Origin of the sequence: Microbacterium azadirachtae, from assembly GCF_000956545.1 — a bacterium.
GTDB classification, from domain to species: domain Bacteria; phylum Actinomycetota; class Actinomycetes; order Actinomycetales; family Microbacteriaceae; genus Microbacterium; species Microbacterium azadirachtae.
Genome location: NZ_JYIT01000082.1, coordinates 114,573 through 140,777, shown reverse-complemented (window position 1 = coordinate 140,777; position 26,205 = coordinate 114,573). Strand labels below are relative to the sequence as shown.

Genomic DNA, 26,205 nt, shown 5'->3' with positions numbered 1-26,205 from the left:
CGCCCCCGCGCCTCGTCCGCGCTCCTAGACTGGCGAGGTGCCCGCCCCGCTCGTGACCGTGATCGTGCCCGGCCGTGACATCGCCTCCTACGCCCCCGCCGCCCTGGACTCGCTGCGCGCGCAGACGACCACCGCCTGGCGGGCGATCCTCGTCGACGACGGATCCGCGGACGATACCGGCCGGATCTTCGAGGCCGCGGCGAGCGCGGATCCGCGCTTCACCGTGCTGCGGCACACCGAGGCCCGCGGGCTCGGCGGCGCGCGCAACGCGGCGCTGGAACTCGTCGACACCGAGTACCTCGGCTTCCTCGACGGCGATGACGAGCTGACGCCCGCCGCGCTCGAACGCCTGACCGGCACGCTCGCCGAGACCGGAAGCGACTTCGTCGCGGGGGCGTATGTGCGCTCCCGGTGGAACGGCACCCAGTACGCGCCGGGCCGGGTGCAGCCGTGGGTGGCGGCGGCGACCGCGCCCGAACGTCTCGGGACGACGATCTTCGCGCACCCCGCCGCCTCGGCGAACATCGTCGCGTGGTCGAAGGTGAGCCGCACCGCGTTCTGGCACGACCTCCGCTTCCCGGAGGGGGTCGCGTACGAGGACCAGATCGTGGCGCAGCGGATGTACACGACGGCGCGTGCCTTCGACGTCATCCCCGACACGGTCGTGCGCTGGAGGCTGCGCGAGGACGGATCCTCCATCACGCAGGGCAAGCATCGCCTCCGGGTGCTGCGCGACTACCTCGCGGCGCTCCGCGGGGGCATCCAGGTGCTGCATCAGGCGGGCGCGCACGCCGCGGTGACCGCTAGGCTCGAGCTCATCCTCGCGATGGATCTGCCGCCGCTCCAGGAGATCGCCGGCACCCACACCGATTCCGCGTATCCCGCGGCGGTGCGAGCGTTCGTGCAAGAGCTCGAGGCACTCCCCGAGTTCGCCGACGCCCGCGTGGACCCCACACTCGCCGCCGCGCTGCGCTGGTAGCCGCGGCCCGGCCCGGACGACCGGCGCGCCCTGAGCGCACCGGTCGGTCCAGAATCAGGATCACCATGAACGCCTATCTCTCCGACCTGTTCTCCCTCGAGGGGCGCACCGCGATCGTCACGGGAGGCAGCTCGGGCATCGGCCGCGGCATCGCGACCGCCCTCGCCCGCGCGGGCGCCGCGACGGTCATCGTCGCCCGGGGCGCCGATCGCATCGACGAGACCGTGCGGGAGCTCGCCGACGCCGGCTGCCGGGCCGCGGGGGTCGTCGGCGACCTCGCCACCCGTGAGGGGATCCATGCCGCGGCGGAGGCGGCGGCACGTCCGTTCGGCGAGCCGGACATCCTCGTGAACTCGGCCGGCATCAACATCCGCCCCCGGTTCGCCGACATCACCGAGGCCGACTGGGACGCCACGATGACGGTGAACACGCTCGCGCCGTTCCTGCTCGGCCAGCGCTACGCCGTCGGCATGGCGCAGCGCGGCTACGGGCGCCTCATCCACATCAGCTCGCAGCAGGCGCATCGCGCCTTCGTCGGCAGCGGGATCTACGGCGTCTCGAAGGGCGCCGTCGAATCGCTCATGCGCTCCGAGGCCGAGGCGTGGGGCGGCACCGGCGTCACCAGCAACACCCTCGTGCCCGGGTTCGTGCTCACGCCCCTCAACGCGCGTCTCCAGGAGGACCCTGTGCAGATCGCGGCGCTCGCGGCCCGCACGATGATCGGCCGGAACGGGCTGCCCTCCGACTTCGCCGGAGCAGCCGTGTTCCTCGCGGGTGCCGGATCCGCGTACGTCACGGGCCACTCGCTGTTCGTCGACGGCGGCTTGAGCGCGCACTGAGCCGTCGCGACCGCCTGGCCGCCGCGTGGAGCAGCGGCGGTCAGGCGGAGCGGACGTCGGTGTCGATCTGCGCCGCGGCGACCTGCTGTGCAGCGAGGTCGGCGTAGAGCCCGCCCTGCGCGAGCAGCTCGGCGTGGGTGCCGGACTCGACGATCCGTCCCTCCTGCACGACGTGGATGACGTCGGCGCCGATCACCGTCGACAGGCGGTGCGCGATCGTGAGGGTCGTGCGGCCCCGTGCGGCCTCGTCGAGCGCCTCCTGCACGACGCGTTCCGAGACGGTGTCCAGCGCCGAGGTCGCCTCGTCCAGCAGCAGGACGGGCGGGTCCTTCAGCAGCACGCGCGCGATCGCGATCCGCTGCTTCTCGCCGCCGGAAAGGCGGTACCCGCGCTCGCCGACCACGGTGTCGTAGCCCTGCTCGAAGCCGGCGATCACGTGATGGATGTTGGCCGCCGTGCACGCGGCGATCAGCTCGTCCTCGGTGGCCTCGGGCTTCGCGTAGAGGAGGTTCTCTCGGATGGTCGCGTGGAACAGGTAGGTCTCCTGGGAGACGATGCCGATCTCGTCGATGATCGACTCCTGGGTGAGCGTGCGCACATCGGCGCCGTCGAACATCACCGCTCCCCCGGTCGCCTCGTAGAGACGCGGCGCCAGATACAGGATCGTGGTCTTGCCCGCCCCGGAGGGTCCGACGAACGCGACGTGCTGGCCGGGCTCCGCGGTGAACGAGATCCCCTGCAGCGTGTCCCGGGCCGCGGGCGACGCATCCGGGTAGCGGAATCGCACGTCGCGGAACTCGAGCAGTCCGCGCGGCCCGGGCGCCTCGGTCGCCGGCAGCGCGTCGGGGGCGTCGGTGATCTGCGGCACCATGTCGAGGTACTCGAAGATGCGCGCGAACAGCGCCTGCGAGGTCTGCACGTCCAGAGCCACGCGCATGAGGCCGATCAGCGGCATCAGCAGGCGCGCCTGCACCGTGGTGAAGGCGACGATCGCGCCGGCGGTGATGGATCCGGTGCCTCCGGCGACGAGGAAGCCGGCGACGAGGTAGATGATCGCCGGCACGCTCGACATCAGCACCGAGACCACGGCGAAGAAGCCCTGCCCGCTCATCGCCGTGCGCACCTGCAGGCGGATCTGCGTGCGGTTCTGCGCCTGGTAGCGCGCCGACTCCGAGCGCTGCCGGTTGAACGACTTGGAGAGCAGGATCCCAGAGACGCTCAGGGTCTCCTGCGTGATGGCGGTGAGCTCGGACAGCGACTCCTGCGTCTCACCCGCGATCCGCGCGCGCACCTGGCCGACGCGGCGCTGCACCAGCACGAGGATGGGCATGACGCAGACGGCGATGATCGTCAGCCGCCAGTCGAGCAGGATCATCGCCACGAGCGAGGCGATCACGGTCACGGTGTTGCCCAGGATGCTCGTCACCGTGCTGGTGAGCACGCCGGAGACCCCGCCGACGTCGTTCTGCAGCCGGGATTGGATGACGCCGGTCTTGGTGCGGGTGAAGAAGCCCAGCTCCATCGCCTGCAGGTGCTCGAAGAGACGCACGCGCAGGTCGCCCGTGACACTGTTGCCGACGGTCGAGGTCAGCCAGGTCTGCACGACGCCGAGCCCCGAGGAGAGCAGGTAGAGGCCGATCATCGCGACCACGAGCACGACGAGCAGGCCGAGCTGCGGACCGGTCCCGCCGTGCGGGAACAGCGCGTCGTCGAACACGCGCTGCACCAGCAGCGGGGGGATCACGCCGAGCGCGGCGCCGAGGATGACCAGCAGACCGGTCGTGAGGATCCGGCCCCGATAGGGACGGAACAGGGCGACCACCCTGCGCCCGAGATCGGGGATGCGAGGGGCCTCGGCGTTCTGACGTCGCTGCGCCGCCTCGTCGACCGGGCGGCCGCCGCGCGCGCCGCCCATCCTGGCCATCATGCTCATCCGCTACCCCTGCCTGCCGGGGTCGAGGGCACCCGCGGCACCTCGCAAGCGTACGTCCCCGCACCGACGCGGCGGCGCCGCCGTGGTCCTCGTCCGCTCAAGGCGCAACGCTGCCGAGAGCAGCGCCGAACCCCCGCGGGAATGGAATGTCCGACCCTGTGGTTACGCTGAGAGTCGCTTGCTTCTCTGCAGCACCACATCCCCTGTTTTTCGCCCCCGCCGAGCCGGAGGAACACATGTCCGCCATCGAAACCGGATCCGTGCCGACCAGCGCCGGGTCCGCCCTCATCCCCCGCCGAGACATGGCGGTCATCTGGGTGCTCCTCGCCGCAGCGTTCGTCGCCATCCTCAACGAGACGACGATGAGCATGGCGATCCCGCACCTCATCGACGATCTCTCCATCACGCCGCTCGCCGCCCAGTGGGTCACGAGCGCGTTCATGCTGACCATGGCCGTCGTGATCCCCACGACCGGCTTCCTGCTGCAGCGCTTCACCACCCGGCAGATGTTCCTCGGCGCGCTGGCGCTGTTCTCCGCCGGCACGCTGATCGCCGCGCTCGCCCCGGGGTTCACCGTGCTGCTCATCGCCCGCATCGTGCAGGCCTCCGGCACCGCGATCATGATGCCCCTGCTCATGACCACGCTCATGAACCTCGTGCCGCCGGCAACCCGCGGGCGGATGATGGGCCGCGTCAGCATCGTCATCTCGCTCGCCCCGGCGATCGGTCCGACGCTGTCGGGCTTCCTGCTGGACCACTTCAGCTGGCGCGCGATCTTCGTGGTCGTGCTGCCGATCGCCCTCGCCGCGATGCTCATCGGCTGGCGCTGGCTGACCAACGTCGGTGAGCGCACCGACGCGCCGCTCGACGTGCTGTCGATCGTGCTGAGCGCTTTCGGCTTCGGCGGGCTGGTGTTCGGTCTCAGCCAGATCGGCGCGCTCGCCGGTGGCGGCGGCACCGCCGCGCCGCTGGTGATCGCGCTCGTGGTGGGCGTGCTCGGCCTGATCGCGTTCCTCTGGCGTCAGGTGATCCTGCAGCGCAAGGACGACGCGCTCCTGGACCTGCGGGTGTTCGCCTCGCGCGACTTCACCCTCTCGATGGTGCAGATGTTCCTGCTGTCGCTCGCGTTCTTCGGCACGCTCACCGTGATCCCGCTGTTCCTGCAGAAGGCGCTGGGTCTCGAGACCACCGAGGCGGGCCTCGTGCTGCTGCCGGGTGCGCTCGCGATGGGTCTGCTCGGACCTGTCATCGGCCGCATCTACGACGCCCGGGGCACGAAGGTCCTCCTGATCCCCGGTTCGATCCTGACCGCCGCCACGCTGTGGTTCTACACGACGCTGTCCACCACCACCTCCGTGTGGATCGTGCTCGTCGCGCAGACGCTGCTGTCGATCGGTCTCGCCCTGTCGTTCACGCCCCTGTTCACCGCATCGCTGGCCTCGCTGAAGCCGAAGTTCTACTCCTACGGCAGCGCGGTCATCGGCACCGTGCAGCAGGTCGCGGGCGCCGCCGGCATCGCCGTGATGATCGCGGTGTTCACGCTCATCGTCAACGCGAACGGCGGCACCGAGGTGGCCGACGCGGTCGCTGCGGGCTCACGCAGCACGTTCGTGATCGGAGCGGTCATCGCGACTGTGACGATCCTCGGCGCGTTCATCATCCGCAAGCCGGAAGACCAGCCGCACGGCGACTCCCCGGGCGACGAGGGCTCCGCACCCGCGATGCACTGACGCCAGGCTCTCCCCGGCGCGGGATCAATCCTTCGCGCCGGGGAGGCGGCAGTAGCCGTCGGTGCACAGGCCGACGGCATCGGCGTCGAGGCCGGGGAGCAGGGTCAGCCCGGGAGCGCTCCCCAGGGTCGGACGCTCGGCGTCCGCGGGGGTGTGCTGCTCGGATCCGGCTGCGGTGGTCATCCTTCGATGGTACGCCTGCGCACGACGGTCGGGGCGGTGCCGATCACGACGGTTCTTACATCTCCCCGTAGGTGGGAAGAGCCTCCGAATCGGGCCGAAACGCCGCAGGGCGGTTGAGAGGTCGGCGCGGACGAGGAATCGTGGCCCGGACATGTCGTGACCGCGGCATGTCCGCAACCGGAAGGAGTGCCTCGTGCTCACCTTGACCGACAACGCCACCGCGCTCGTCACCACGCTCGTCCGTCGTCGCACCGACACGGAAGGCGCGGGTCTGCGCATCCACACGGCCGATGCACCGGCAGCGACGGGCGAACCCCGCCTCGCCGCCGACGTGGTCGTCGCGCCGGAGCCGGACGATCAGATCCTGGATCTGCCCGGCGCCCCGGTCTTCCTGGAAGGGGAGGCCGCCATCGTCCTGGACGACAAGGTCCTCGACGCCAACGTGAACGAGGAGGGCGCCGTGTCGTTCTCCCTTCTGCCGCAGGCCGTCTGACGGTCCTGCGCCCCGGGCCCGGGCGGACGATCCTCTCGTCCGCCCGGGCCCTCTTCATGCGGAGGACGGCATACGCCGGGCCCTACGGTGGACGGATGCTCAAACGCCTCGCCGCCCGCGTGTTCTGGACGTTCAGCCGCTGGACGCTGAAGAGCGAGCCTGCGCCGTCGCGCCCGACCGTGCTGATCGGCGCTCCGCACACCTCGAACTGGGACTTCGTGCTCATGCTCGGCATCGCATGGCGACTCGGCATCGACGTGCACTGGCTGGGCAAGAAGAGCCTGTTCCGCGGCTGGCGCGGCCCGATCATGCGCCGTCTCGGCGGGATCCCCGTGGACCGCACGGATCCGGCTCGCGTCGTCGGCGAGGTCGTCGCGCAGATCCGCAGCGGATCGGTCTTCGGTCTCGTCGTCACGCCCGACGGCACCCGGGGCGGCAACGCGCACTGGAAGAGCGGCTTCTACCGCATCGCCCGTGAGACCGGCATGCCGGTGACGCTCGGGTTCGTGGATCGCACGACCAGGACCACGGGTCTGGGCCCCACCCTCGATCTCACCGGCGATGTGGGCGCCGATATGGATCTCATCCGCGCCTTCTACGCCGACAAGGTCGGCGTGCGCCCCGAGCGTCGCACCGAACCGCGCCTGCGCGAGGAACTCCCCGCGGTCAGCCCAGCCCGGTGACGAGGTTGATGATCGTGCCGAGGATGAGCGCGCCGAAGACGTAGGCGATCGTCGTCTGCGCGATCACGATCCGGCGGATCGTGTTGCGCGTCACGTTCGTGTCGGCGACCTGATAGGTCATGCCGAGTCCGACCGAGAAGTACGCGAAGTCGGTGTACTGCGGGTCCTCGTCCTGGTTGAAGCTGATGCCGCGGGATCCGTCGTAGTAGAGCTTCGCGTACCGCAGCATGTAGTCGGTCTGGATGAGGCCCCAGGAGGCCGCGACGCTGAGCACGGCGATCCCGGCGAGTGCGAACTGCGTCCATCCGTGCGCATGCCGGGCCTGCAGCACCACGACGAGCACCGCGGCGATGCTGACGAAGCTGCCGGTCACGGCGATCAGGCGGGCGATCCGCCGGCCCGGATCCTCTTCGGTCGCGTGCGTGCGGGTCTGCGCGGCATCCATGCGCCAGGTGACGAGCAGGATCCAGACGGTGCTGACGAAAGACAGTGCGCCCCATGCCGCGAGCAGGCCCGCCGCCAGCCCCAGGAACGGGGTCACGAGGAAGCCGGCCGCGACGCCGGTCAGGACTGCCACGGCCATGCGCACGCGCCAGCGATGGTGCAGGGGAAGCCGACTCACCCCGGAATGCTATCCCGCGCGCCGCGTCATGCCACGGAATGCTCCGGCTGGCAGTGCGGGCAGAACTGCGCCGAGGCACCGCCGAACGTGCGGTCGAGGATCGTGGTGCCGCACACCGGGCAGGGCTCACCGCCGCGTCCGTGCACGGCCATGGCGGCGACCTTGGCCTGCTTGAGCTCGTGCGGCGGCACCCCGCGCCGATCCGCGGCCGCGCCGCGCAGCACGTCGACGGTGGCCTGGAAGAGCCGCTCCCGCTCGTCGTCGTCGAGCAGCGCCGCGTGCACGGCGGGCGCGATCCGCGCGCGATGCAGGATCTCGTCCGAGTAGGCGTTGCCGATGCCGGCCAGAGAGGACTGCTCCTGCAGCAGGGCCTTGATCTGCTTCCGGCGCGTCCCCAGCGCCCGATCGAACTCCTCACGCGTGAAGTCCACGGACAGCGGATCCGGTCCGAGCGCGGCGATCCCCGACAGATCGCGCGGGACGTCGACCACCGAGAGCGTGACGCCGAGGAAGTCGCCGGTGTCGACGATCCGCATCGCCGCGCCGTCGTCGAGCACGATCCGGGCGACTTCGGGCACGGGCTCGTCGCTCGGCGACTCCCCCGCGTCGAGCCAGCGGATCCACCCGTTGCGACCGAAGCCGAGCATCAGCCAGCCCGCCGCGGTGTCGAAGCCCACATGCTTGCCGAAGCGCGAGAGGCCTCCGATGGTGGCGCCGACCAGCGACGCCGGCGGCCTCTCGCGCGTCTTGACGACGCGGAACTCATCGATGTCGACCGCCGCGATCGCGCGACCGCGGATCCGCTCGTCGAGGAACTCGACCAGCGCCTGCACCTCCGGAGACTCGGGCATGCGCCCATCCTCGCACCGGGAGCCGACATCGGCGCGGTGGTCGGCCGACCGCGGTGAGGTCAGGCGAGCGCGACTTCGTCGTGCCGCGCGACGGCGAACTCCTGCCCCGGGTACCGCAGGCCGGCGAAGTACATGTTGGTGTGCGCGATGATCTGCTCGCCCGAGATGGCGACGCCGTCGACCGACGTGTCGACCGTCGTGTGAGCGTCGCGCACGAGCGTCACGTCGTATCCCTCCGCCGCCGCGCGCTGTGTCGTCGTGCGGACGCAGAAATCCGACTGGGCGCCCGCGACGACGAGCCGCGTCGCACCGTAGCCGTCCAGCACGGCGCGCAGGTCCGTGTCGGCGAACGCGTCGCGGTAGCTCTTGCGGACGAGGGGCTCGCCCTCCGTGCGCCGGAGCGGCTCCGCGAGCTCCCAGTCGGGCGTGCCCACGCCGACCGGGTCATGGTGCACCCACACCACGGGCGTGCCTTCGCGGCGAGCGCGATGCACGAGCGCATCGGTGCGCGACAGCACCCCCTGCTCGTCGAAGCAGCCGGGGAGCACGCCCGCCTGCATGTCGATCACGACGACGACGGTGCGCTCCGGGGTGTCGGCAGATCCGGCGCTCATCAGTCCCAGGCCAGGTAGTCCTCGATCGCGAACGCGGTGTCGACCGGGTCGCTCACGGGGAAGAGGTGCCCGCCGCCCTCGATCGTGACGAGGCTGGCGCGCTCCGGCGCGGATGCCCGCAGCTTCTCGCCGTTCGCCGGCGGCATCACGTCGTCCTCGGAACCCTGGATGATCAGGATCGGCACCGCCGGAGCGAGGGGAACGTCGACGTCCTCGACGCCGAGCAGCAGCACGCCGAGGGCGCGATCGGTGCGCTTGGCCGAGAGGGCCCGCGCGACCGTGCCGCCGACCCCGTGTCCGCCGATCCAGGTCGCGCCGATGCCGACGTGATCCATCACGTCGCTCGCGTCCTGGACCCGCTCCTCCAGCGTCGCCGCGTCGTCGGCGCGACTGCCGATCCGCAGCACCCGGATGCCCTCGCCGGCAAGGATGTGCGCCACCGAACCGAGCGCGCCGCCCTCGAGGCCGCGACCCGGGATCAGCACCAGAACGGGCCCGTCGCCCTCGGACATCTCGTCGACGTAGGGGATCGCGCGGCCATCGGGTTCGAAGATGCTGTTGTTCTCGGTAGTCACCGAGCCATCGTATCGAGTCTCCCCGAAGCTCCCCCTGCGGCGTAGCATCGCGGGAGTCACGGGATCCGGCGAGGAGCGACGATGAGCCAGTACATCATCTACTTCCATCAGCAGTGGGTCGGCGAGCACAGCGACGAGTGGTTCGCCGAGCGGGGCGCGCTCTGCAACGCCGTCGTGTCCGACATGCGCGATGCGGGCGTGCTCGTCTTCGCAGGAGGCGTCCACGAGGACATGGACGCAGCCTTCACCGCCGACGCGTCGAGCGGGACGCCCGTGATCTCGGACGGACCGTTCGCACCGGCGGAGCAGTACATCGGCGGCCTCACGATCATCGACGTCGCCGACGTGGACGACGCGAAACGGTGGGCGGGCAGGATCGCCGAGGCGTGCGGCTGGCCGCAGGAGGTCCGCCGCGTCAGCTGACGTGCTCGTCGGTGTCGGGCTCGGCGCGGAGCAGATTCGCGATCTCCTCCTCGGGGCGCGGGGCGATGTTCTCGTCCTCTTCCAGCTCCGGGATGCTCGGCTCGCCGGGCGCGGGGACGTGCGCGGACTCGGACCGCTCTTCGATGTCGGACATGGCCGCACCTCCTCGGGAACACCGCCAGCGTACGCCCCGCCGTCCACGGACGGCCGATGCGCAGCTCAGTCGAGCGCTCGCTTCAGGCCGACGTGCGCCGTCCGGTAGCCGAGCCCGGTGTAGAACGCGCGGGCCCGATCCCGGGCTTCGTCGGTGGTCACCTGGGCGAGGGTCGCTCCGCGCGACCGTCCGAACTCATGCGCCCACTGCACCATCGCGGTGCCGAGGCCCTGCGAACGCTCCGCAGGCGCGACGCGCAGACCCTCGATCTGCAGCCTGGTGGATCCGCCGCGGGAGAGTCCGGGGATGACCGTCAGCTGCATGGTCGCCACGATGCGGCCGGCGTCGTCCCGCACCACCCCGAGGAAGTTCGAACGGTCGCGGATGACCGCGTTGTACGCGGACTCGTACCTCCCGAGCTCGACGTCCTCCCGTTCCGCGCCGAAGGGGTCGTCGGCGAGCAGCGCGGCGATCGCCGGGATGTCCGCCCGGGCCGCACGCTCCATGCGGTAGGTGCGGTCCCCCGCGCGGAGCAGGCCCCGGACCGACGTCCGCGCGTCGGTCCGCAGGCGCGCGACGAGGAGGTCGAGCCATTCCCCGACGTTCGCCCTCGCTTCCGCCGTGTCAGGGTACCGGCATCGCAGGTGAAGCCCGGATTCGTCGAGGATGAACCAGAGCATGACGCCGTCCGTGTCGATCGCGGCACCGACGTATTGCGCGTCGAGCCCGACGGAGTCGATCCGCACCGGCAGCCGGCGCAGATCGAGCCAGGAGATCGCGAACATGCCCGGCGCCACCGGCATCCCACCCCAGGGCTCCAGCACGTCGGCGAGCGGCCACGACCCCAGCCGCACGGCCTCCTTGACCGCTGCGGCCGCCTCGCGCGGCTCGGCGACGGCGGATTCCAGCACGGAGTTCGTGATGAACCAGCCCACGGAGTCGTGCCACGTCTGCTCGTAGCGGCTGTGCACCGGGAAGATCGCACGCAGAGCCGTGCCGGCGAGCGCGCGGGTGACCGCCGTCATGGCGACGACGGCGAGCGCCAGCGTCGAGACGCCGTCGCCCCGCGCCTGGGCCTCGAAGGCGGCGCTGTCGTCCGCATCGAGCACGTCGCGCACCTCGACCCTCTCCCGGTGCGGCTCGGGCGGGCCCAGCGGCAACGGGAACCTCGGCATCGCTCCCCCGCTGTCGCGGATGATGTCGGCCCACCGTCGGCGCACGTCTTCCGGAGCCGAAGGACGTTCGAGCAATGACGTCGTGTGCTCGACGAACGCGGCAGCCGGCGCCGACCACGGATCGCGGCCCTCGCGGCCCGCATCCAGCGCCGTCATGAGGTCGCGAGCGATGACGAGCATCGACCACATGTCGACGTGCGCGTGGTCCGCGCCGATCACGACCGTGACCCCCGTCGCGTTCTCCAGCACGCACAGCCGGTACGAGGGACGGCGATAGGGAGAGCACGCCGCATCGAGCACCTCGCGCACGGCATCGTTGACCGCCTGCCCCGGAGCGATCTCGTGCTCCACCCAGGTGCCGCCGTCGATCCTGATCTCGTGGAGCTGGGGCTGCCCGTCGTCGCCCCGCGCGAAGGCCGTGCGGAGGGTGCCGTGACGTGCGATCACCGCGAGCCAGGCGTCGGCCAGCATCTCCTTCGTCGCGCGACCCGGCAGGCGGAAGGAGATCGCCATCCAGGATCCCGGTCGGTCTCCCAGTCCGACGTGGATCCGCTGGTCGAACGAGACGGGCAGGTGCCGACCGAGTTCCGAGGCGCTGACGTCGTACCCCCAGAGCCGGCCGAACGGGAGGCGCAACTGCGTGACATGGGTCAGCCGCATGGGAGAACCCTAACGTCCCGCTACTCTGACCTCAGCGTGTCGTGTGGATCCGATGCGCGTCGCGGGAGCGGAAGGAACCCGATGCCCACCTTCGAAGTCGCCGGTGCCGAGCTCGCCGTCGCGCTCAGCGACGAGGGCGGGCACCCGGTCGTGCAGCTGCACGGCCTGACCTCGAGCCGGGCCAGGGACCGCGTGCTGAATCTGGACCTCGGCCGGGGGCTGAGCGGCACCCGGCTGCTGCGGTACGACGCGCGCGGCCACGGCAGATCCACCGGCCGCAAGCTCGCGGAGGACTACGCCTGGCCCACGCTCGCCGACGACCTGCTGCGGCTGCTGGATCACTGGTTCCCGGGCGAGCAGGTGCACGGCGTCGGACCCTCCATGGGCGCGGCGACCCTGCTGCATGCAGCGGCGCGAGAACCGGACCGCTTCGTCGGGCTCACCCTCATGGTGCCGCCGACCGCCTGGGAGACCCGCGCAGCGCAGGCGCAGAACTACCGGGACGATGCGGATCTCGTCGAATCGGAGGGCGTCGACGCCCTCATCGCGGCCCACCGCGGAGGGACCCCGCCTCCCGCCACCGCGGGCGCGCCCGAGACCGTGCCGGATGTCGCCGATGCGCTGCTCCCCTCGCTCCTGCGCGGCGCCGCGATGAGCGATCTGCCTGCCCCCGAGGCGATCGCGCGCATCGACGTCCCGACCAGCATCCTGGCCTGGATCGACGACCCGGGACACCCGCTCTCGACAGCGCAGACGCTGGCCTCGCTGCTCCCCCGCGCCACCCTCTCGGTGGCGAGCGACCCCGTCGACGTGGACACCTGGCCCCAGGCACTGAAGCACGACGTCGCGCGGCGCGGCTGAGGGTCTACGCGGATCGCCTCAGCCAGTCCTGGATCAGCGCGCGCAGCAGATCGGGCTTCTCGTGCGGAAGCGCGTGCCCCGCCCCGTCGACCACGGCCACCGTCGCGCCGAACCAGCGGTCCGCGAGATCGACCGCGGCCGCGAAGCCGACCGTCGCATCGAGCCGCCCCGCCACGACCAGAGCCGGACCGTCGTACGCCGCCCCCTCCTCCGGCAGGTCCCAGCGCTCACCGATCCGCTCCATCGCCGCCTCATCGGCCAGCCGCATCCCGGGGACGACGAGCCGCTCGTACCGGTCGAGCATCTCGGGGGTCTGCACGACGAAGTACTCGCGGAAGATCTCGTCGCCGAGGTCGCCGGACCCGGCGATCACGCGATGCTCCGGCACCTCGCGGATGTCCGGCAGGAGCGGGCAGATCAGGGCCAGCCCGGCGACGGCGGCCGACTGACGCGCGGCCATCGCGAGGGCGAAGTGCGCACCGGCGGAATGCGCCACGACCACATACGGCTCGCCGGCGGTGACGCGATCGGCGAACTCGCACAGGACGTCGAGGACATCCGCGGCACTGTCGAGGCCGTCCGCCGCCGTACGTCCCATCCCCGGCAGATCGGGATAGATCCGTCGGACGCCCTCGGCTCCGGCGAACGCCGGTTCGAAGCATCCCTCGGCTTCGCGGTGATCCACGCCGGCGCCGTGCAGCACCAGCACCGGGCGCCCCGCCCCGTGCTCGACGTAGTGCACGAGCGTCTTGCCGACCTGCAGCTCCATGGCTCCACGCTAGGCCGTGGGCGCGGACAGCACCATGTCACACTGAGGTATGCCGGTGCTCAGTGCCTTGCGCGGCGGGGCTGTGACGAAACCCAACAAGATGATGTTCACGCATCGTCGGCCGCCACGTAACTATCGGCCTCGAACGCCGCATAAGTCTTCGGCAACGGCTCGATCACAATAATCGAGGAGCGTATCCGCAATGATCCGCGGCCATTCGTCCACGGATCGGTAAGCACCTGGACGGCGGTGCTGCGGCAGCACCGTTGTTACGCGGTCTTCCCGGAATCTGAAACCGCTTCCGGGTCGGAACCTGAATCAGGCACCAAAGGCCAATCTTCGGGAACAAGAACCCTGCCGCTCCGCCAGTCGTGCCGCACTGCGCTCTGGAACCACTGGTCATCATAGTTCGCGTGATCGATGATTATGAGCTGGAAATCCCCCTTGTGCTCCTGCGCGTAGCTCGCAAAAAGGCGGAACATGTTCCGGACGGTTTCTCGGTCCGGGTCTTCCCCTTCGAGGGGCAGGTCCGACTGAAAATGAGCCTTGCTCGGTTGATCGATCATCAAGAAGCGAGGAACGGGCCTGTTCTCCCGCATGAAGAACTCGTGGAGAGCCAGGTGAGCTGCGACATGATAGCCAACCCAGTTCTCGCCGCTTCCGATGTTCTCAAGCGGCAGCGGTCCTGAACTCGTGTCGACAACGATTGTGAGCTTGTCGATGTCGAGCCTGATTGGGTCCTCAGCCTGTTCCAGGCTCAACGCAAGGGCATACTTGCCAAGAAGCATGCTCAGGGAATTGAGCCTAGATAGCAGTTGCTCCCGTGTGGAGCCTCCGTTGAGTTCCCTGCCCAGCTTCTCTACGAGGGCGGCAATCGCTTCACGCTCGCGCCTCATCTCGGCTAGGCCTTCATCATCGAACGCTTGAAGCCGGCCCAGAATCGCATCGACTCGACCTCGCACAAATTCTTGCGCAGACTCCAGCGACGCAGCTGCATCCGCGTTGGCGAATGCAGCCAGCGCCGCATCGACCTCGTTTAGTGCTTGGCGGACTTCAGCAACCCTTGCATCCGCTGCCGCCACAGCCTTCTGCGTCCCAGGCCGGTGTACGGCAACATCGCGAAGCTCGTGTCTAAGAGCCTCAAGACGCTCGGTCATCAGGGCGATCGTCGGGTCCGGCACTCGCAAGGTCTGCGCACAAAGCGGACACACCCTGCCGTCCGCGCTGTGCTCCGGGAGAAGACTCAATGCGGAAAGTCTACCCACCTGAGATTCGAGAGACTCGTCATAAGCCCCTTCGCTCTCTCGCTCGTCAAGCAGCAAATCACGATGGGCGATAAGTCCTTGGAGTTCTCGCGACAAGATCAATCTGCGAGACTCCGCGGCTCGCCGTTCGTCTTGGCGACGGATATCGATATCTGCGGGTACCGGAGACGACGCGCGGTCGCGTTGGAAGCGAATCCGATTCAAGATCACGAGCGGCTCCAAATCGCTCAGGTCCGGGCCAATTAGTTGAACAGAGCGGGCCTCCGCGACGAGATCCCTGAGCTGCTGCGCCCACGTTCCGCGCTCCATCTCCCCGACCCCAATCTGAGCGTCGAGACGCCTGAGTATGGTCCGGGCTTCCCGAAGTTGGGCTCGCTTCGCAGCCTGCTTGCCGTCGACAGCCCCAAGGAAGAAAGGGAGACTATCGCGCAGCCCCGTGGCGACGCCTGAATCGTTTTGTCGGTGAAACAGCACACTCTTGCTGTCGATCTCGTGCTGCTCCTGGAGGTTTAGCGGTACAGCCTGCCCAAGTCCAACTGTGACTGGACCACGCGACGAGTACTCGCTCGCTTCGACTCTGATGTCAGTCAGGTGGATCCTGGCGCCTACTTGGCTACGAAGGCCGTCAGTATCGGTGTTCAGACGCAGCTGGTTGTACTCCGGCGTGACGAATGTCGGCCCGCCAAACTCGAGCATTGCTCTCGTGCTGATCTTCGACGGTGTTGGCGCCATACGTGCCACATACGCACGACTCTTGTCTGCGAACTGAAAGAGCACCCCGTACCAGGAGATCTTCTTGAACGGAGGAGTATGCGGAATCGAGGACGTCTTTCGCCCCAAACAGTAGTCGACGATGCTAAGCAGCGCGCTTTTGCCCGTTTTCGAATCGCCCGTGACGATATTTAGCGCTCCCGGAACAAAATCGACAGTCCTTCTCCGACCATCATGGCTATAGACGCTCACTCCTACAATCTGCACTATGGACTCACTCCCAATATCGTGAATATGTTCGCGCTAGATCCAGCGCGCCCAAGCACAGTGCCGAGCACGGCCGCTCGACTAACAATCTCGCGAAGCTCGCTCTGATCTTTGAAGCGGACCTTGTCAGGGACTGACGCTCGCAGATGCGCAGAGTCGCTCACTTCTAGCAGTCCCGACCTCAGTCCGACCCGGAGTCCTTCCTCGACATGAGGTCGAAAACGTCGAGCGCGATCCGCGAACCCGACCAGCGTGTTCCGGTTGGCTATCGTCCAAGGCGCCAAGTGTGTTGCGCCTGACCTGGGCAAGCGCTCGCGCGTACCCCGGTGCAAGACCAGCGGCGGTACTAAAAAGCTGACCTCCCAGGGCATGCCAGCTTCGTGTTCGTCGGTGTATCGCGTTACACACCACGCAATACTCGCGCTGATCAGGGCTGGATTTAGGATCGAAGCCGCTAGTTCTGGACGGTCGTCCCACGAAAGCAGTTCAGTCATGCCACAACGCCGAGTAGTTCAGCGACTCGTTCGCGAAAATCTGGGTGCCAACCCAGCTCACCCTTATCAGCAAGCATGTGCCGAGCTCCGTTCGTCAGGAAGTGTTCGCTGAACGACGCGCGGATGCGAACGAGATTCGTGTCATAGAGAGCATTGAAGAGTTCGCGGCCGGCGCGGCGTTTGACCCGCTCGGTCAGCACCTCCTCATCAGCCAGCCTGTCGCACATGTTCTCGAACTGGATCTCCCATTCTTCACGAAGCTCGCGCTCGAAGCTTCTGAGGTCATCCTCGACGAGATCACCATCCATGACCCATTTTGCAGTCTGGGTGTAGGCACGGTGGTAGTTGACCATCGCCTTCCGAAGGTTATTTGAGTGCACTCCGATCCATTCGAGCTGACGAACGAATGGTCGTTCAAGATGCGACTCAAGCACAGATTCGCCAACGTCCAGCAGCGAGAGATCGAGCGGAAGCGAATCTCCCCGGAAGTCATCTCGAATCTCGTGGAGACGTCGATAGAGCTGGTCTGCCGACACCGTCTCAACGCCTGTTGCCATCAGAATTCGAAGCGCGTGCTGGTACCACCAACCCCAGAGACGTTCAAGCACGAGATCCATATGCTCATCGCGCACCCCTGTGGCCAATTCTTCTTTCAGCAGGTCATCCGTTTTGTCTGCGGCGGGCGCGTCGGACACAATCGTGACGCGCTTCAGCAGAGCAGTACGCTCCGCGGGCGTTGCCTCGAGCCAGGCTTCTCTCGCCGCGATCGTCGACTTGCCACTCAGTTCAACCGCGAGGGTTGTCAGCATCTCCGCTGCTTCATCAGGCGCCCAGTTCTCGCGAGTGAGCTTGTCGACCGCCGATCCCGCCGTTATCGATGCCGTTGTCAGTAAGAACAGCTTCGGTCCGTTCGCATCTCGCAGGCGCGGACTCGCGAGCCACACGCGCAAAGTCTTCCAGAGATCCTCGCTTCCGTCTGTGAGAGTCGCTGGTGCACTGTGATGCTTGATCTGCTTGGCAGCCCCTATATCTCCGACTTCATCAAGAAGCGCGATGTCGTCGTAGGTTTCCAGCGAGACGCGTACCGTCTTGTCGCGTCGCCCGGCGCGGAGCAACTCGAGCAGCGCCCATCTCATCTGATGGAGATGGCCAACAGCCGAGGCCGAGGCATCAAACTGTGTCACGTCAGCCTCTCGGAGAATCGAACCGTCGCGTGAATACGCGATTCGCTCAATATACCGAGTCGTCCGACGTCGACGTCGGACGAGGGAGCTCGGACCAACTCTTCGCGATTAGGTGGAGTCGGATCGTCGAGTAGCTTGCGGGCGGATGTCAGGCTCTCTGGAGACGGATGCTCTCGCACCGCCAATCTACTGAACAGCCCCTGGCCGGCCGCATGAACCACTCAGGCACCGGTCCGACAAAATTATGATCCCGGTGCGCCACAACCGATGCACACCGTGAAGGACACGTCGAAGGCGGCACCGTTAGAACCGCAACGCGTCCGCAGGGTTCTCCTTTGGCGAATCAACAACTCTCGCGATGTTGAATCGGAACCCAACCCACCAGAGCGCGGCATTAAGATCCTGATCAGATGCGAAAACTAGACGTTGAAGCGGAACTCCACGACGTCGCCGTCCTGCATCACGTAGTCCTTGCCCTCGAGGCGGGCCTTGCCCTTGGCGCGGGCCTCGACGACGGATCCGGTCGCGACCAGGTCGTCGAACGAGATGACCTCGGCCTTGATGAAGCCCTTCTCGAAGTCGGTGTGGATCACGCCGGCGGCCTGCGGGGCCTTGTCGCCCTTGTGGATCGTCCAGGCGCGGGCTTCCTTCGGGCCGGCCGTGAGGTAGGTCTGCAGGCCGAGGGTGTCGAAGCCGATGCGGGCCAGCTGGTCGAGACCCGACTCGTCCTGACCGGTGGAGGCGAGCAGCTCCGCCGCGTCCTCCGGATCCAGGTCGATGAGCTCCGACTCGATCTTCGCGTCGAGGAAGATCGCCTGGGCCGGGGCGACGAGCGCGGCGAGCTCCGCCTTGCGCGCGTCGTCGGTCAGCACGGCCTCGTCGACGTTGAAGACGAAGATCACGGGCTTGGAGGTCAGCAGGCCGAGCTCCTTGATCGGCGCGAGGTCGATGCCGCTCGTGGAGAGCAGCTGACCGCGCTCGAGCGCGTCCTTCGCCGCCTTCGCGGCGTCGAGCACCGAGGCGTCGGTCTTGCGACCGCGCACCTCCTTCTCGATGCGCACGATCGCCTTCTCCAGCGTCTGCAGGTCGGCGAGCATGAGCTCGGCGTTGATGGTCTCCAGGTCGTTCTTCGGGTCGATCGCGCCCTCGACGTGCACCACGTCGTCGTCCGCGAACCCGCGCACGACCTGCGCGATCGCGTCGGCCTCGCGGATGTTCGCGAGGAACTGGTTTCCCAGCCCCTCCCCCTCGCTCGCGCCGCGCACGATGCCGGCGATGTCGACGAACGACACCGTCGCGGGCAGGATCCGCTCGCTGCCGAAGATCTCGGCGAGCGCGTTCAGGCGCGCGTCCGGCAGGTTCACCACGCCGACGTTCGGCTCGATCGTCGCGAACGGGTAGTTCGCCGCGAGCACGTCGTTCTTGGTGAGGGCGTTGAAGAGGGTGGACTTGCCGACGTTGGGCAGTCCGACGATTCCGATGGTGAGAGCCACGGGGTACGAGTCTACCGGGGCGCGCGCCCGCTCAGGATCCGCGGACCGCGCGGTATGCGGCGGTCACGTACGGCATCTCCAGCGTTCCGCCCTCGGCGAGGCCCAGCTCGTCGAACAGCGCGTCCATCCCGCGAGCCACGCGGTCCTTCTCCTCCTCGGGCGCCGTGATGAGGTAGCTGCGGGAGCGGGCCATCGCGTGCAGCTCGGCGCGCGTCATGGTGCGCGTCCACTCCCAGCGCTTCTCCTCGAGCGGCCCGAACGGCGATGCGACGCGCACCGCGTTCGAGGCGATCATCTCCTCCGCGGGGCTCCCGTGCATGATCGCCGTCAGCCGGCGCACCCATCCGGTGCGGTCGTCGCGCACGTTCCAGATCAGACCGAGCACGCCGCCCGGCCGCAGCACGCGGCCGATCTCCGCGGAAGCCGCGACCGGCTCCACCCAGTGCCACGCCTGACCGAGCACTGCGGCGTCGGCGATCGCATCGTCCAAGGGGAGCTCCTCGGCCGTGCCGGTCACGGTCTCGACGCCGGGCGTCTTCCCGCGCAGCGCATCGAGCATCTGCGGATCCGGGTCGACCGCCGTCACGGTGGCGGATCCGAGCGCAAGCACCGCGCGGGTGAGCTTGCCCGTCCCCGCACCGATGTCGACGACCGCCCTGTCGCCGGCCGGCAGCGGCTCGAGGAGCCACTGCACCGCCTCCGCGGGGTACTCGGGGCGCCCCTTCTCGTAGCTGCCCGTCTCGGATCCGAAGCTCGTCGCGCGTTCCACCATGCTTCCGAGACTACGCCCGGCGATCCGGGCTCCCGCGGCGCGCCTGAGCGCCCTCCGCGCACTCTCGACGGAGGGTGGATGCGTGGCCCTGGACTTCACCGCGATCGACTTCGAGACGGCGAACTCCTCCCCTGCCTCCGCGTGCTCGGTGGGCCTGGTGCGGGTGCGCGACAGCGTCGTCGTCGCGCAGACGGGCTGGCTGATCCGCCCGCCGCACGGCCACGACGAGTTCCAGGAGTGGAACGTGCGGATCCACGGCATCCAGGCGCACCAGGTCCTGGATGCACCCGGCTGGAGTGAGCAGCTCGACCGGCTGTGCGCCTTCGCCGGTGCCGATGTGCTCGTCGCGCACAACGCCGGGTTCGACCTGAACGTCATCCGTCGCGCCTGCGAGGCCACCGACGACGACTGCCCGCCGTACCGCTCACTGTGCAGCCTCGCCGTGGCGCGCAAGGTCTACGACCTCGACTCCTACCGACTGCCCGTCGCCGCCGAGGCCGCAGGGTTCGGTGCGTTCCCGCACCACGACGCGCTCGCCGACGCCCGCGCCTGCGCGCAGATCGTGATCGACGCGGCGCGACGCACGGGATCCGACACGATCCATCAGCTGGCCGAGACGATCGGCGTGCGCCTCGGCGATCCGCTCGCACCCGCCGCTCCGGCGAAGGTGCGCGCCGCGGCCTGAGGCACGACGGCGCGTCCTCCGGCGATGTCGGAGGCCCCGCCCATCATGGACGCATGGACGCGCTCGCACTGCTCATCGCCGCTGTCGCCGCGGCCGCCGGCCTCGCCGTCGGCTGGTTCCTGGGTCGCAGCCGCGGCGCCGCCGACCTCGCCCGCGCCGACGCGGAGCTCTCGGTGGTGCGCGAGGAGCGCGACCGCCAGCACGATCTCTACCGCGACGCGGTCGAGCACGCACGCCTGCAGCAGCACGACGCCGCCGAACGCGCCCGCCAGGAGAACGCGGTGCTCACCGCCCTCGCCCCCGTGCGGGAGAGCCTGCACCGCATGCAGCAGACGGTGACGGTGCTCGAGCGGGAGCGTCACGCGCAGTTCGGCCAGCTCAGCGAACAGCTGCGCCGCACCGAGGAGAGCGGGGAGGCGCTGCGCTCGACCACCGAGTCGCTGGCCGGCGCGCTGCGCTCCACGTCGGCGCGCGGAGTGTGGGGCGAGACACAGCTGCGGCGCGTGGTCGAGGCGGCGGGGCTCACCCGGCACGTCGACTTCGATCTGCAGGCGACCATCCGCTCCGACGCCGGTCAGGGCCGCCCCGACATGGTCATCCGCCTCGCCGGCGGAGCATCGATCGCAGTGGATGCGAAGGCGCCCCTGGACGCGTTCCTCGCGGCGGGCACGCTCGGCGCCGACGACCCGCAGCGCCGCAGCCTCATGCAGCAGCACGTCAAAGCGGTGCGCGCGCACATCGACGCGCTCGCGAAGAAGGCGTACTGGTCGGGACTCGACGTCAGCCCGGAGTTCGTGATCTGCTTCCTGCCCACCGAGTCACTGCTGTCGGCCGCCCTCGACGAGGATCCGGCGCTGCTCGACTACGCGTTCGGCAAGCGCGTGGCGCTCGCCACTCCCGTGAACCTCTGGGCGGTGCTGAAGACCGTCGCCTACACGTGGAAGCAGCAGGAGCTGTCGGCCGAGGCCGCGGTCCTGCTCGAGCTGGGCACCCAGCTGTACGACCGCCTCGGAGTGCTCGCCGGACATGCCGAGGATCTGCGTCGCGCCCTCGAGCGCACCGTCGAGAGCTACAACCGCTTCGCCGGCTCCCTGGAGGGGCGCGTGCTGGTGACGGCGCGCCGGTTCCCCGGCGTCGACGCCGATGCGCTCTCGGCGCCGTCACCCGTGACGGGCTCGACACGGCGGTTCACCGCCGAGGAGCTGACCTCAGCCTCGGGCGACAGCGCGAGCGGCATCCAGGCGGATCTGGGCGAGCTGCGCGAGCGGCTGACCACCGAGGACGGCGAGCGCGAGGAGGTCAGGCGCTCCCCGGAACCCCGCTGAGCAGGAAGACCACCACGCCGGAGAACAGCACGAAGGCGCCGATCATCCACCAGGCGCTGATCTCGTGGCCCTCTTCGCGCCGGACGCGGAACAGCACGTCGGTGCGGCGGGACGCGTCCATCTCGACGATCTTCACCGTACCGGTGTCGGTGATCGTCTCCTGGCGGTAGATGTTCTCCGCAGCCATCCTCGTCACCTTCCTGATCCGCATCCTGCGTCGCGCAGAATGCGCCGTGCACGCCGAAGGCGCCTCCACCATTGTGCCAGGTGGGCAGGCGAACCGAGGGAATGCGATCAGGTCGTTATCGAGGCGCGACGTCAAGGACCGGGAGTCGACGACCGCTCAGAGCCACTTCGAGACGAGGTGCTCCGACGCGATCCGGCGCAGGGTGCCGGACGCGCTGCGCAGCACGACGCTCTCCGTGTACAGGTAGTCCCCCTCGCGACGCACGCCGGCGACGAGCTGACCGTCGGTCACTCCCGTGGCGACGAAGATCGTGTTGTTGCCGCTCACCAGGTCATCGGCCTCGTAGACCTTGTCCATGTCGAGGCCGGCGTCGATGCCGCGCTGGCGCTCGTCATCGTCGCGCGGCCACAGCCGGCCCTGGATGTGCCCGCCGAGCGCCTTGATCGCGCACGCGGTGACGATGCCCTCCGGGCTGCCGCCGACGCCGATGCACATGTCGGTGCGAGCGCCGTGCCGCGCGGCGTTGATGCCGCCGGCGACGTCGCCGTCGCTCATCAGGCGCGTGCCGGCGCCGGCATCTCGGATCTCCTGGATGAGCTGCTCGTGACGGGGCCGGTTCAGCACCGACACGACGATCTCCTCGACCGGCTTGCCGAGCGCGCCCGCCAGCCGCTTGATGTTCTCCGCGACGGGAAGGCGGATGTCGACGACGCCGACGCCGGCCGGGCCGGTGACGAGCTTGTCCATGTAGAAGACGCTGGATGCATCGAGCATCGTTCCGCGGTCGGAGACCGCGATCACAGACAGGGCGTTCTGCCGTCCGGCGGCGGTGAGGGACGTGCCGTCGATCGGGTCGACCGCGATGTCGCACAGGGGCCCGGTGCCTGATCCGCTGCCGACGTGCTCTCCGTTGAAGAGCATCGGGGCGTTGTCCTTCTCGCCCTCGCCGATCACCACGCGGCCGTCGAAGTCGACCGTGCCGAGGAAGGCGCGCATCGCGTCGACCGCGGCGCCGTCCGCCGCCTCCTTCGCCCCCCGTCCGATGAACGGAACGGCGCGGATCGCCGCCGCCTCCGTCGCACGGACGAGCTCGAGTGCGAGGTTGCGGTCGGGGCTGAGGGGGCTGAGATTGGCTGCGAGGCTCACCATGGCACTCAGCGTAGGGGCCGGACGATTATGGATCCGCAGTTTTCCGCCCTCAGATCTCGAAAGATCTCACCTTCTTTACGGAGCCGAAGATCCGCGGCCCTCGGCCCGTCGTCACGCGCTCTGAATCGCCGATCCTGCGGCGCTAGAGTGGCCACTGACCCCCGTCATCCAGCACAGGAGATGCCATGCCCGTTGCCACCCCGGAGCAGTACGCCGAGATGCTCGACCGCGCGAAGGCGGGCGGGTTCGCCTACCCCGCGTTCAACGTCTCCAGCTCCCAGACGATCCACGCCGTGCTGCAGGGTCTGACCGAGGCCGGCTCCGACGGCATCATCCAGGTCACCACGGGCGGCGCCGACTACTTCGCCGGGCAGACCGTCAAGGCGCGCGCCACCGGCGCGCTCGCGTTCGCGAAGTTCGCCACCGAGGTCGCGAAGTCCTACCCCGTCACGGTCGCGCTCCACACCGACCACTGCCCGAAGGACGCCCTCGCCGGCTTCGTCGAGCCCCTCATCGCTGCCAGCGAGGAGGAGGTCCGCGCCGGACGCAACCCCATCTTCCAGTCGCACATGTGGGACGGCTCGGCCGTGCCGCTCGCGGAGAACATCGAGATCGCGAAGGATCTCCTCCCCCGCATGAAGAACATCAACGCCATCCTCGAGGTCGAGATCGGCGTGGTCGGCGGCGAGGAGGACGGCGTCGCGCACGAGGGGTCGAACGAGGCCCTCTACACCACGTTCGCGGATGTCGATCAGGCCGTGCAGGCGCTCGGCCTCGGCGACCAGGGCCGCTACATCGCCGCCCTCACGTTCGGCAACGTGCACGGCGTCTACAAGCCGGGCGGCGTGAAGCTGCGCCCGGAGCTCCTCGGCGAGATCCAGCAGCAGGTCGCGGCCAAGTACGGCACCGGCCCGAAGCCCCTCGACCTGGTCTTCCACGGCGGATCCGGCTCCACGGACGCCGAGATCGCGCTCGCGGTCGCGAACGGCGTCGTGAAGATGAACATCGACACCGACACCCAGTACGCCTTCACCCGTGCGATCGCCGGCTACATGTTCAGCAACTACGACGGCGTCCTCAAGGTCGACGGGGAGGTCGGCAACAAGAAGCTCTACGACCCGCGCGCCTGGGGCAAGGTCGCCGAGACGGCGATGGCTCAGCGCGTCGTCGAGTCCACGCGCCAGCTCGGCTCCTACGGCCAGTCCCAGAGCTGACCTCGGTCCGCAGCATTCAGGAGCGCCGTCGGGATCCGTCCCGGCGGCGCTCCTGTCGTACCGGGTCAGCCGCCGACCTTCGCGCCCGACGCGTTCACGACCCACCAGATGCCCTGCAGGCCCTGTCCGTGGACGTCGCCCGCGGCGGTGTCGCCGGAGTAGGTGTACAGAGGCCAGCCGTCGAGCGTGATCTGCTTCTTGCCGTCGGGCGTCGGGATCGTGCCGAGCGCGCCGCTGATGCCCTCTCCTTGAGGGGTGTCGCCGGTGGCGAGGATCGCCGGCCACAGCCCGGCGCACGCTCCGGTGCACGCGCTCTTCTGCGTGCCCTTGGTGTCCTTGTCGAACACGTAGGCCGTCATGCCGGTCGAGGTCACGACGACCTCGCCGAGCGACGTCTTGGCGAGCTTCAGGCCTGTGCTCGCGGCGGTGCTGCTCGTCCCCGCGCCGTACCCTCCGCCCGCTCCGTACCCATCGCTCGATGCCGGCGGCGCCGAGGATCCGGTGGTCGCCGGCGAGCTGCATCCGGCCAGCAGCAATCCCAGTGCTAGGGCTCCGATCGCCCAGGTTCTGCGCATGTCCTCATCCTTTCGACCGCGCTCCGTGCGGTGCGCTCACTGGAAGAACGAGGGCGAGCGCGTCGCGGTTCATCCCGACGCGGAGCCGCCGCGGATGTCGTGGCTCAGCACGACGTCTCCGGCCGCCGTGCGGATCTGCACCGTGCGGATGTCGGCGAGCGCGGCGGCCGTTCCCGCGGACAGCGTCGTGGTGCGGCCCGGCTCGGCCTTCCACGACGACAGATCCGTCGTCGTGCCGTCCTTGCCCACCACGGTGAGGACGTAGGTCCAGCCGGCATCGGGAGCGCCGGCGTCGTACAGGCACGCCATGTCGATCCTGGTGCCCCAGGCGACAGGCGTCAGGGAGACCGTCGCGCTCACCGGCACGGACGCCGCCGCGTCCAGCGCCACCGACACGGCAGGTCGCGGCGTCAGCGCGACGACCGTGACGGGCACCGCGATCGCGAGGGCGGCGGCGATGCCGACGCCGGCCCAGATCGCGCGGCGACGGCGCCGACGCCGTGCGCGCGCGATCGAGAGCAGCTTCGGCGCGACCGGGTCGGCGTCACCCGTGCCGATGCGCTCCGCGTCCTCGGCACGCACGCGCGAGAGCAGGCTCACCGCGGGCACGAGCTCGGCCAGGGCGGCGCGGCACTCGGGGCACTCCGCCAGATGCGCCTCGTAGCGGGCGCGGTCCGCCGTGGACAGCGCGCCCATCGCATAGGCGGCGTCCCACGTCGCGAACGGGTCCGGATCGACGCTCACCGGATCACCCCTCTCTCCTGCAGCGCGAGCCGCAGGGCCCGCAGTCCATAGTGCATCCGCGACTTCACCGTTCCGGCGGGGATCGCCAGCTCCTGAGCGATCTCGTCGACGCTGCGGCCGCCGTAGTAGCCGGCGACGATCACGGCGCGATGCTCGGCGCTGAGGTCGGCGAGCGCGTCCTCGATGAGGATCGCGTCGAACAGACGATCCGTCGTGTCGCCCGTGGCGCGCTCCGGCACCTCGGCGACAGGGTGCTCGTGACGTCTGCGCGCACTGCGGGCCTCGTCGATCACGAGGTTCCGCGCCACGGTGAACATCCAGGCGCGGGTCGTCGCGGCCTCCTGCTCCAGGATGCGCGGCGTGCGCCAGGCCCGCAGCAGCGTCTCCTGCACCACGTCGTCCGCCGAGGAGGCGCTGCCGGTGAGTCGCACGACGTAACGACGGATCGGGCCGGCGTGCACGTCGTAGAGCGCGGTCAGCCGCTCGTCCTCATCCTCCATCGTCGCCTCCTCACCGGGGAAACGAGATCCGGGGCCGAATGGTTCATCGCGGATGGATCGGATCCGCGCGGGCGGGGGAAACCGGTGAACCCGGTG

General features: G+C 69.1%; 29 protein-coding genes. 10 read left to right on the top strand and 19 right to left on the bottom strand.

The window, feature by feature from the left end; all coding sequences use genetic code 11:
* Positions 1 to 37: 37 nt before the first annotated feature.
* Positions 38 to 979 (top strand): glycosyltransferase family 2 protein, encoded by a 942-nt coding sequence (locus RL72_RS13750; RefSeq protein ID WP_045251423.1) that lies wholly within the window; start codon positions 38 to 40, stop codon positions 977 to 979.
* 65 nt (positions 980 to 1,044) lie between these two features.
* Entirely contained in the window at positions 1,045 to 1,818 is a 774-nt protein-coding gene (locus tag RL72_RS13745) for an SDR family NAD(P)-dependent oxidoreductase (protein ID WP_045251422.1), read from the top strand.
* 40 nt (positions 1,819 to 1,858) lie between these two features.
* Here the strand turns inward: RL72_RS13745 and RL72_RS13740 are convergent, their stop codons facing one another.
* Positions 1,859 to 3,742, bottom strand: coding sequence for an ABC transporter ATP-binding protein (locus RL72_RS13740; RefSeq protein WP_045251421.1), 1,884 nt, complete (start codon positions 3,740 to 3,742; stop codon positions 1,859 to 1,861).
* A 245-nt stretch (positions 3,743 to 3,987) separates the two neighbouring features.
* Between RL72_RS13740 and RL72_RS13735 the strand changes: the two genes are divergently transcribed.
* A complete protein-coding gene (locus RL72_RS13735; protein WP_045251420.1) occupies positions 3,988 to 5,481 on the top strand; it encodes an MDR family MFS transporter in 1,494 nt (497 codons plus the stop codon).
* A 24-nt stretch (positions 5,482 to 5,505) separates the two neighbouring features.
* Here RL72_RS13735 and RL72_RS19905 read toward each other — a convergent pair whose 3' ends face one another.
* Positions 5,506 to 5,664, bottom strand: coding sequence for a hypothetical protein (locus tag RL72_RS19905; RefSeq protein ID WP_156156803.1), 159 nt, complete (start codon positions 5,662 to 5,664; stop codon positions 5,506 to 5,508).
* Positions 5,665 to 5,857: 193 nt separating this feature from the next.
* On the opposite strand from RL72_RS19905, the gene RL72_RS13730 reads away from it, so the two are divergent.
* Both RL72_RS13730 and RL72_RS13725 read left to right on the top strand, forming a co-directional pair.
* The gene (locus RL72_RS13730; protein WP_045251419.1) at positions 5,858 to 6,157 is read left to right on the top strand and encodes a Fe-S cluster assembly protein HesB; all 300 of its coding nucleotides are present in this window, start codon (positions 5,858 to 5,860) and stop codon (positions 6,155 to 6,157) included.
* 95 nt (positions 6,158 to 6,252) lie between these two features.
* Complete coding sequence (locus RL72_RS13725; RefSeq protein ID WP_045251418.1) at positions 6,253 to 6,840, top strand: 1-acyl-sn-glycerol-3-phosphate acyltransferase; 588 nt, start codon at positions 6,253 to 6,255, stop codon at positions 6,838 to 6,840.
* Here the strand turns inward: RL72_RS13725 and RL72_RS13720 are convergent.
* Genes RL72_RS13720 through RL72_RS13705 form a run of 4 tightly spaced genes read right to left on the bottom strand, consistent with a single transcriptional unit; the run spans position 6,824 to position 9,502 of the window.
* Positions 6,824 to 7,462 (bottom strand): DUF1345 domain-containing protein, encoded by a 639-nt coding sequence (locus RL72_RS13720; protein WP_248700476.1) that lies wholly within the window; start codon positions 7,460 to 7,462, stop codon positions 6,824 to 6,826. The two genes, RL72_RS13725 and RL72_RS13720, sit on opposite strands and share 17 nt — an antisense overlap.
* A 26-nt stretch (positions 7,463 to 7,488) precedes the next feature.
* Positions 7,489 to 8,313 (bottom strand): Fpg/Nei family DNA glycosylase, encoded by an 825-nt coding sequence (locus RL72_RS13715; RefSeq protein ID WP_045251416.1) that lies wholly within the window; start codon positions 8,311 to 8,313, stop codon positions 7,489 to 7,491.
* Between the two features lie 59 nt (positions 8,314 to 8,372).
* The gene (locus RL72_RS13710; RefSeq protein ID WP_045251415.1) at positions 8,373 to 8,927 is read right to left on the bottom strand and encodes an isochorismatase family protein; all 555 of its coding nucleotides are present in this window, start codon (positions 8,925 to 8,927) and stop codon (positions 8,373 to 8,375) included.
* Positions 8,927 to 9,502 (bottom strand): alpha/beta fold hydrolase, encoded by a 576-nt coding sequence (locus RL72_RS13705; RefSeq protein WP_052674417.1) that lies wholly within the window; start codon positions 9,500 to 9,502, stop codon positions 8,927 to 8,929. Before RL72_RS13705 ends, RL72_RS13710 begins: the two co-directional genes overlap by 1 nt.
* An 81-nt stretch (positions 9,503 to 9,583) precedes the next feature.
* Here RL72_RS13705 and RL72_RS13700 point away from each other — a divergent pair, with 81 nt between their 5' ends.
* Positions 9,584 to 9,925, top strand: coding sequence for a YciI family protein (locus RL72_RS13700; protein WP_045251413.1), 342 nt, complete (start codon positions 9,584 to 9,586; stop codon positions 9,923 to 9,925).
* Here RL72_RS13700 and RL72_RS19900 read toward each other — a convergent pair.
* On the bottom strand, positions 9,918 to 10,079 hold the full coding sequence (locus RL72_RS19900; protein WP_156156802.1) for a hypothetical protein: 162 nt from the start codon (positions 10,077 to 10,079) through the stop codon (positions 9,918 to 9,920). The genes RL72_RS13700 and RL72_RS19900 overlap by 8 nt on opposite strands.
* Before the next feature lie 65 nt (positions 10,080 to 10,144).
* Positions 10,145 to 11,914 (bottom strand): GNAT family N-acetyltransferase, encoded by a 1,770-nt coding sequence (locus RL72_RS13695; RefSeq protein ID WP_045251412.1) that lies wholly within the window; start codon positions 11,912 to 11,914, stop codon positions 10,145 to 10,147.
* A gap of 81 nt (positions 11,915 to 11,995) precedes the next feature.
* Between RL72_RS13695 and RL72_RS13690 the strand changes: the two genes are divergently transcribed.
* The gene (locus RL72_RS13690; RefSeq protein WP_045251411.1) at positions 11,996 to 12,775 is read left to right on the top strand and encodes an alpha/beta fold hydrolase; all 780 of its coding nucleotides are present in this window, start codon (positions 11,996 to 11,998) and stop codon (positions 12,773 to 12,775) included.
* A gap of 4 nt (positions 12,776 to 12,779) precedes the next feature.
* Here RL72_RS13690 and RL72_RS13685 read toward each other — a convergent pair whose 3' ends face one another.
* The 6 genes from RL72_RS13685 to RL72_RS13665 form a co-directional block, all read right to left on the bottom strand.
* The gene (locus RL72_RS13685) at positions 12,780 to 13,544 is read right to left on the bottom strand and encodes an alpha/beta fold hydrolase (RefSeq protein ID WP_045251410.1); all 765 of its coding nucleotides are present in this window, start codon (positions 13,542 to 13,544) and stop codon (positions 12,780 to 12,782) included.
* A 269-nt stretch (positions 13,545 to 13,813) separates the two neighbouring features.
* A complete protein-coding gene (locus RL72_RS19565) occupies positions 13,814 to 15,772 on the bottom strand; it encodes a DUF3732 domain-containing protein (protein ID WP_156156801.1) in 1,959 nt (652 codons plus the stop codon).
* Positions 15,773 to 15,786: 14 nt separating this feature from the next.
* The gene (locus tag RL72_RS20635) at positions 15,787 to 16,281 is read right to left on the bottom strand and encodes a three component ABC system middle component (protein WP_428838626.1); all 495 of its coding nucleotides are present in this window, start codon (positions 16,279 to 16,281) and stop codon (positions 15,787 to 15,789) included.
* A complete protein-coding gene (locus tag RL72_RS13675; RefSeq protein ID WP_156156800.1) occupies positions 16,278 to 17,465 on the bottom strand; it encodes an ABC-three component system protein in 1,188 nt (395 codons plus the stop codon). The genes RL72_RS20635 and RL72_RS13675 overlap by 4 nt, the downstream gene beginning before the upstream one ends.
* Positions 17,466 to 17,884: 419 nt before the next feature.
* The gene (gene ychF, locus RL72_RS13670; protein WP_045251407.1) at positions 17,885 to 18,958 is read right to left on the bottom strand and encodes a redox-regulated ATPase YchF; all 1,074 of its coding nucleotides are present in this window, start codon (positions 18,956 to 18,958) and stop codon (positions 17,885 to 17,887) included.
* 31 nt (positions 18,959 to 18,989) lie between these two features.
* Positions 18,990 to 19,730 (bottom strand): class I SAM-dependent methyltransferase, encoded by a 741-nt coding sequence (locus RL72_RS13665; RefSeq protein ID WP_045251406.1) that lies wholly within the window; start codon positions 19,728 to 19,730, stop codon positions 18,990 to 18,992.
* 82 nt (positions 19,731 to 19,812) lie between these two features.
* Between RL72_RS13665 and RL72_RS13660 the strand changes: the two genes are divergently transcribed.
* A complete protein-coding gene (locus RL72_RS13660; RefSeq protein ID WP_045251405.1) occupies positions 19,813 to 20,415 on the top strand; it encodes a 3'-5' exonuclease in 603 nt (200 codons plus the stop codon).
* Between the two features lie 53 nt (positions 20,416 to 20,468).
* Positions 20,469 to 21,740: a DNA recombination protein RmuC gene (locus tag RL72_RS13655; protein ID WP_045251404.1), complete on the top strand. Its 1,272-nt coding sequence runs from the start codon at positions 20,469 to 20,471 to the stop codon at positions 21,738 to 21,740.
* Here RL72_RS13655 and RL72_RS13650 read toward each other — a convergent pair.
* A complete protein-coding gene (locus RL72_RS13650; RefSeq protein WP_045251403.1) occupies positions 21,715 to 21,927 on the bottom strand; it encodes a hypothetical protein in 213 nt (70 codons plus the stop codon). The genes RL72_RS13655 and RL72_RS13650 overlap by 26 nt on opposite strands.
* 156 nt (positions 21,928 to 22,083) lie before the next feature.
* A complete protein-coding gene (gene glpX, locus RL72_RS13645) occupies positions 22,084 to 23,076 on the bottom strand; it encodes a class II fructose-bisphosphatase (protein ID WP_045251402.1) in 993 nt (330 codons plus the stop codon).
* Positions 23,077 to 23,261: 185 nt separating this feature from the next.
* On the opposite strand from glpX, the gene fbaA reads away from it, so the two are divergent.
* Entirely contained in the window at positions 23,262 to 24,290 is a 1,029-nt protein-coding gene (fbaA, locus tag RL72_RS13640) for a class II fructose-bisphosphate aldolase (protein WP_045251401.1), read from the top strand.
* A gap of 65 nt (positions 24,291 to 24,355) precedes the next feature.
* On the opposite strand, the gene RL72_RS13635 is transcribed toward fbaA, so the two are convergent.
* The 3 genes from RL72_RS13635 to RL72_RS13625 form a co-directional block, all read right to left on the bottom strand.
* Positions 24,356 to 24,865, bottom strand: a complete 510-nt coding sequence (locus tag RL72_RS13635) for a COG4315 family predicted lipoprotein (RefSeq protein WP_045251400.1) — start codon at positions 24,863 to 24,865, stop codon at positions 24,356 to 24,358.
* Positions 24,866 to 24,934: 69 nt separating this feature from the next.
* Complete coding sequence (locus RL72_RS13630) at positions 24,935 to 25,609, bottom strand: zf-HC2 domain-containing protein (protein ID WP_052674415.1); 675 nt, start codon at positions 25,607 to 25,609, stop codon at positions 24,935 to 24,937.
* Positions 25,606 to 26,109 (bottom strand): sigma-70 family RNA polymerase sigma factor, encoded by a 504-nt coding sequence (locus tag RL72_RS13625; RefSeq protein WP_045251399.1) that lies wholly within the window; start codon positions 26,107 to 26,109, stop codon positions 25,606 to 25,608. The genes RL72_RS13630 and RL72_RS13625 overlap by 4 nt, the downstream gene beginning before the upstream one ends.
* Positions 26,110 to 26,205: the final 96 nt, after the last annotated feature.

Coding starts and splice junctions, on each gene's coding strand:
- RL72_RS13745 (WP_045251422.1), top strand. CDS start 1,045: ATGAACGCCTATCTCTCCGACCTGTTCTCCCTCGAGGGGCGCACCGCG.
- RL72_RS13740 (WP_045251421.1), bottom strand. CDS start 3,742: ATGGCCAGGATGGGCGGCGCGCGCGGCGGCCGCCCGGTCGACGAGGCG.
- RL72_RS13735 (WP_045251420.1), top strand. CDS start 3,988: ATGTCCGCCATCGAAACCGGATCCGTGCCGACCAGCGCCGGGTCCGCC.
- RL72_RS19905 (WP_156156803.1), bottom strand. CDS start 5,664: ATGACCACCGCAGCCGGATCCGAGCAGCACACCCCCGCGGACGCCGAG.
- RL72_RS13725 (WP_045251418.1), top strand. CDS start 6,253: ATGCTCAAACGCCTCGCCGCCCGCGTGTTCTGGACGTTCAGCCGCTGG.
- RL72_RS13715 (WP_045251416.1), bottom strand. CDS start 8,313: ATGCCCGAGTCTCCGGAGGTGCAGGCGCTGGTCGAGTTCCTCGACGAG.
- RL72_RS13710 (WP_045251415.1), bottom strand. CDS start 8,927: ATGAGCGCCGGATCTGCCGACACCCCGGAGCGCACCGTCGTCGTCGTG.
- RL72_RS13700 (WP_045251413.1), top strand. CDS start 9,584: ATGAGCCAGTACATCATCTACTTCCATCAGCAGTGGGTCGGCGAGCAC.
- RL72_RS19900 (WP_156156802.1), bottom strand. CDS start 10,079: ATGTCCGACATCGAAGAGCGGTCCGAGTCCGCGCACGTCCCCGCGCCC.
- RL72_RS13695 (WP_045251412.1), bottom strand. CDS start 11,914: ATGCGGCTGACCCATGTCACGCAGTTGCGCCTCCCGTTCGGCCGGCTC.
- RL72_RS13690 (WP_045251411.1), top strand. CDS start 11,996: ATGCCCACCTTCGAAGTCGCCGGTGCCGAGCTCGCCGTCGCGCTCAGC.
- RL72_RS13685 (WP_045251410.1), bottom strand. CDS start 13,544: ATGGAGCTGCAGGTCGGCAAGACGCTCGTGCACTACGTCGAGCACGGG.
- RL72_RS20635 (WP_428838626.1), bottom strand. CDS start 16,281: ATGACTGAACTGCTTTCGTGGGACGACCGTCCAGAACTAGCGGCTTCG.
- RL72_RS13665 (WP_045251406.1), bottom strand. CDS start 19,730: ATGGTGGAACGCGCGACGAGCTTCGGATCCGAGACGGGCAGCTACGAG.
- RL72_RS13655 (WP_045251404.1), top strand. CDS start 20,469: ATGGACGCGCTCGCACTGCTCATCGCCGCTGTCGCCGCGGCCGCCGGC.
- RL72_RS13650 (WP_045251403.1), bottom strand. CDS start 21,927: ATGGCTGCGGAGAACATCTACCGCCAGGAGACGATCACCGACACCGGT.
- glpX (WP_045251402.1), bottom strand. CDS start 23,076: ATGGTGAGCCTCGCAGCCAATCTCAGCCCCCTCAGCCCCGACCGCAAC.
- fbaA (WP_045251401.1), top strand. CDS start 23,262: ATGCCCGTTGCCACCCCGGAGCAGTACGCCGAGATGCTCGACCGCGCG.
- RL72_RS13635 (WP_045251400.1), bottom strand. CDS start 24,865: ATGCGCAGAACCTGGGCGATCGGAGCCCTAGCACTGGGATTGCTGCTG.
- RL72_RS13625 (WP_045251399.1), bottom strand. CDS start 26,109: ATGGAGGATGAGGACGAGCGGCTGACCGCGCTCTACGACGTGCACGCC.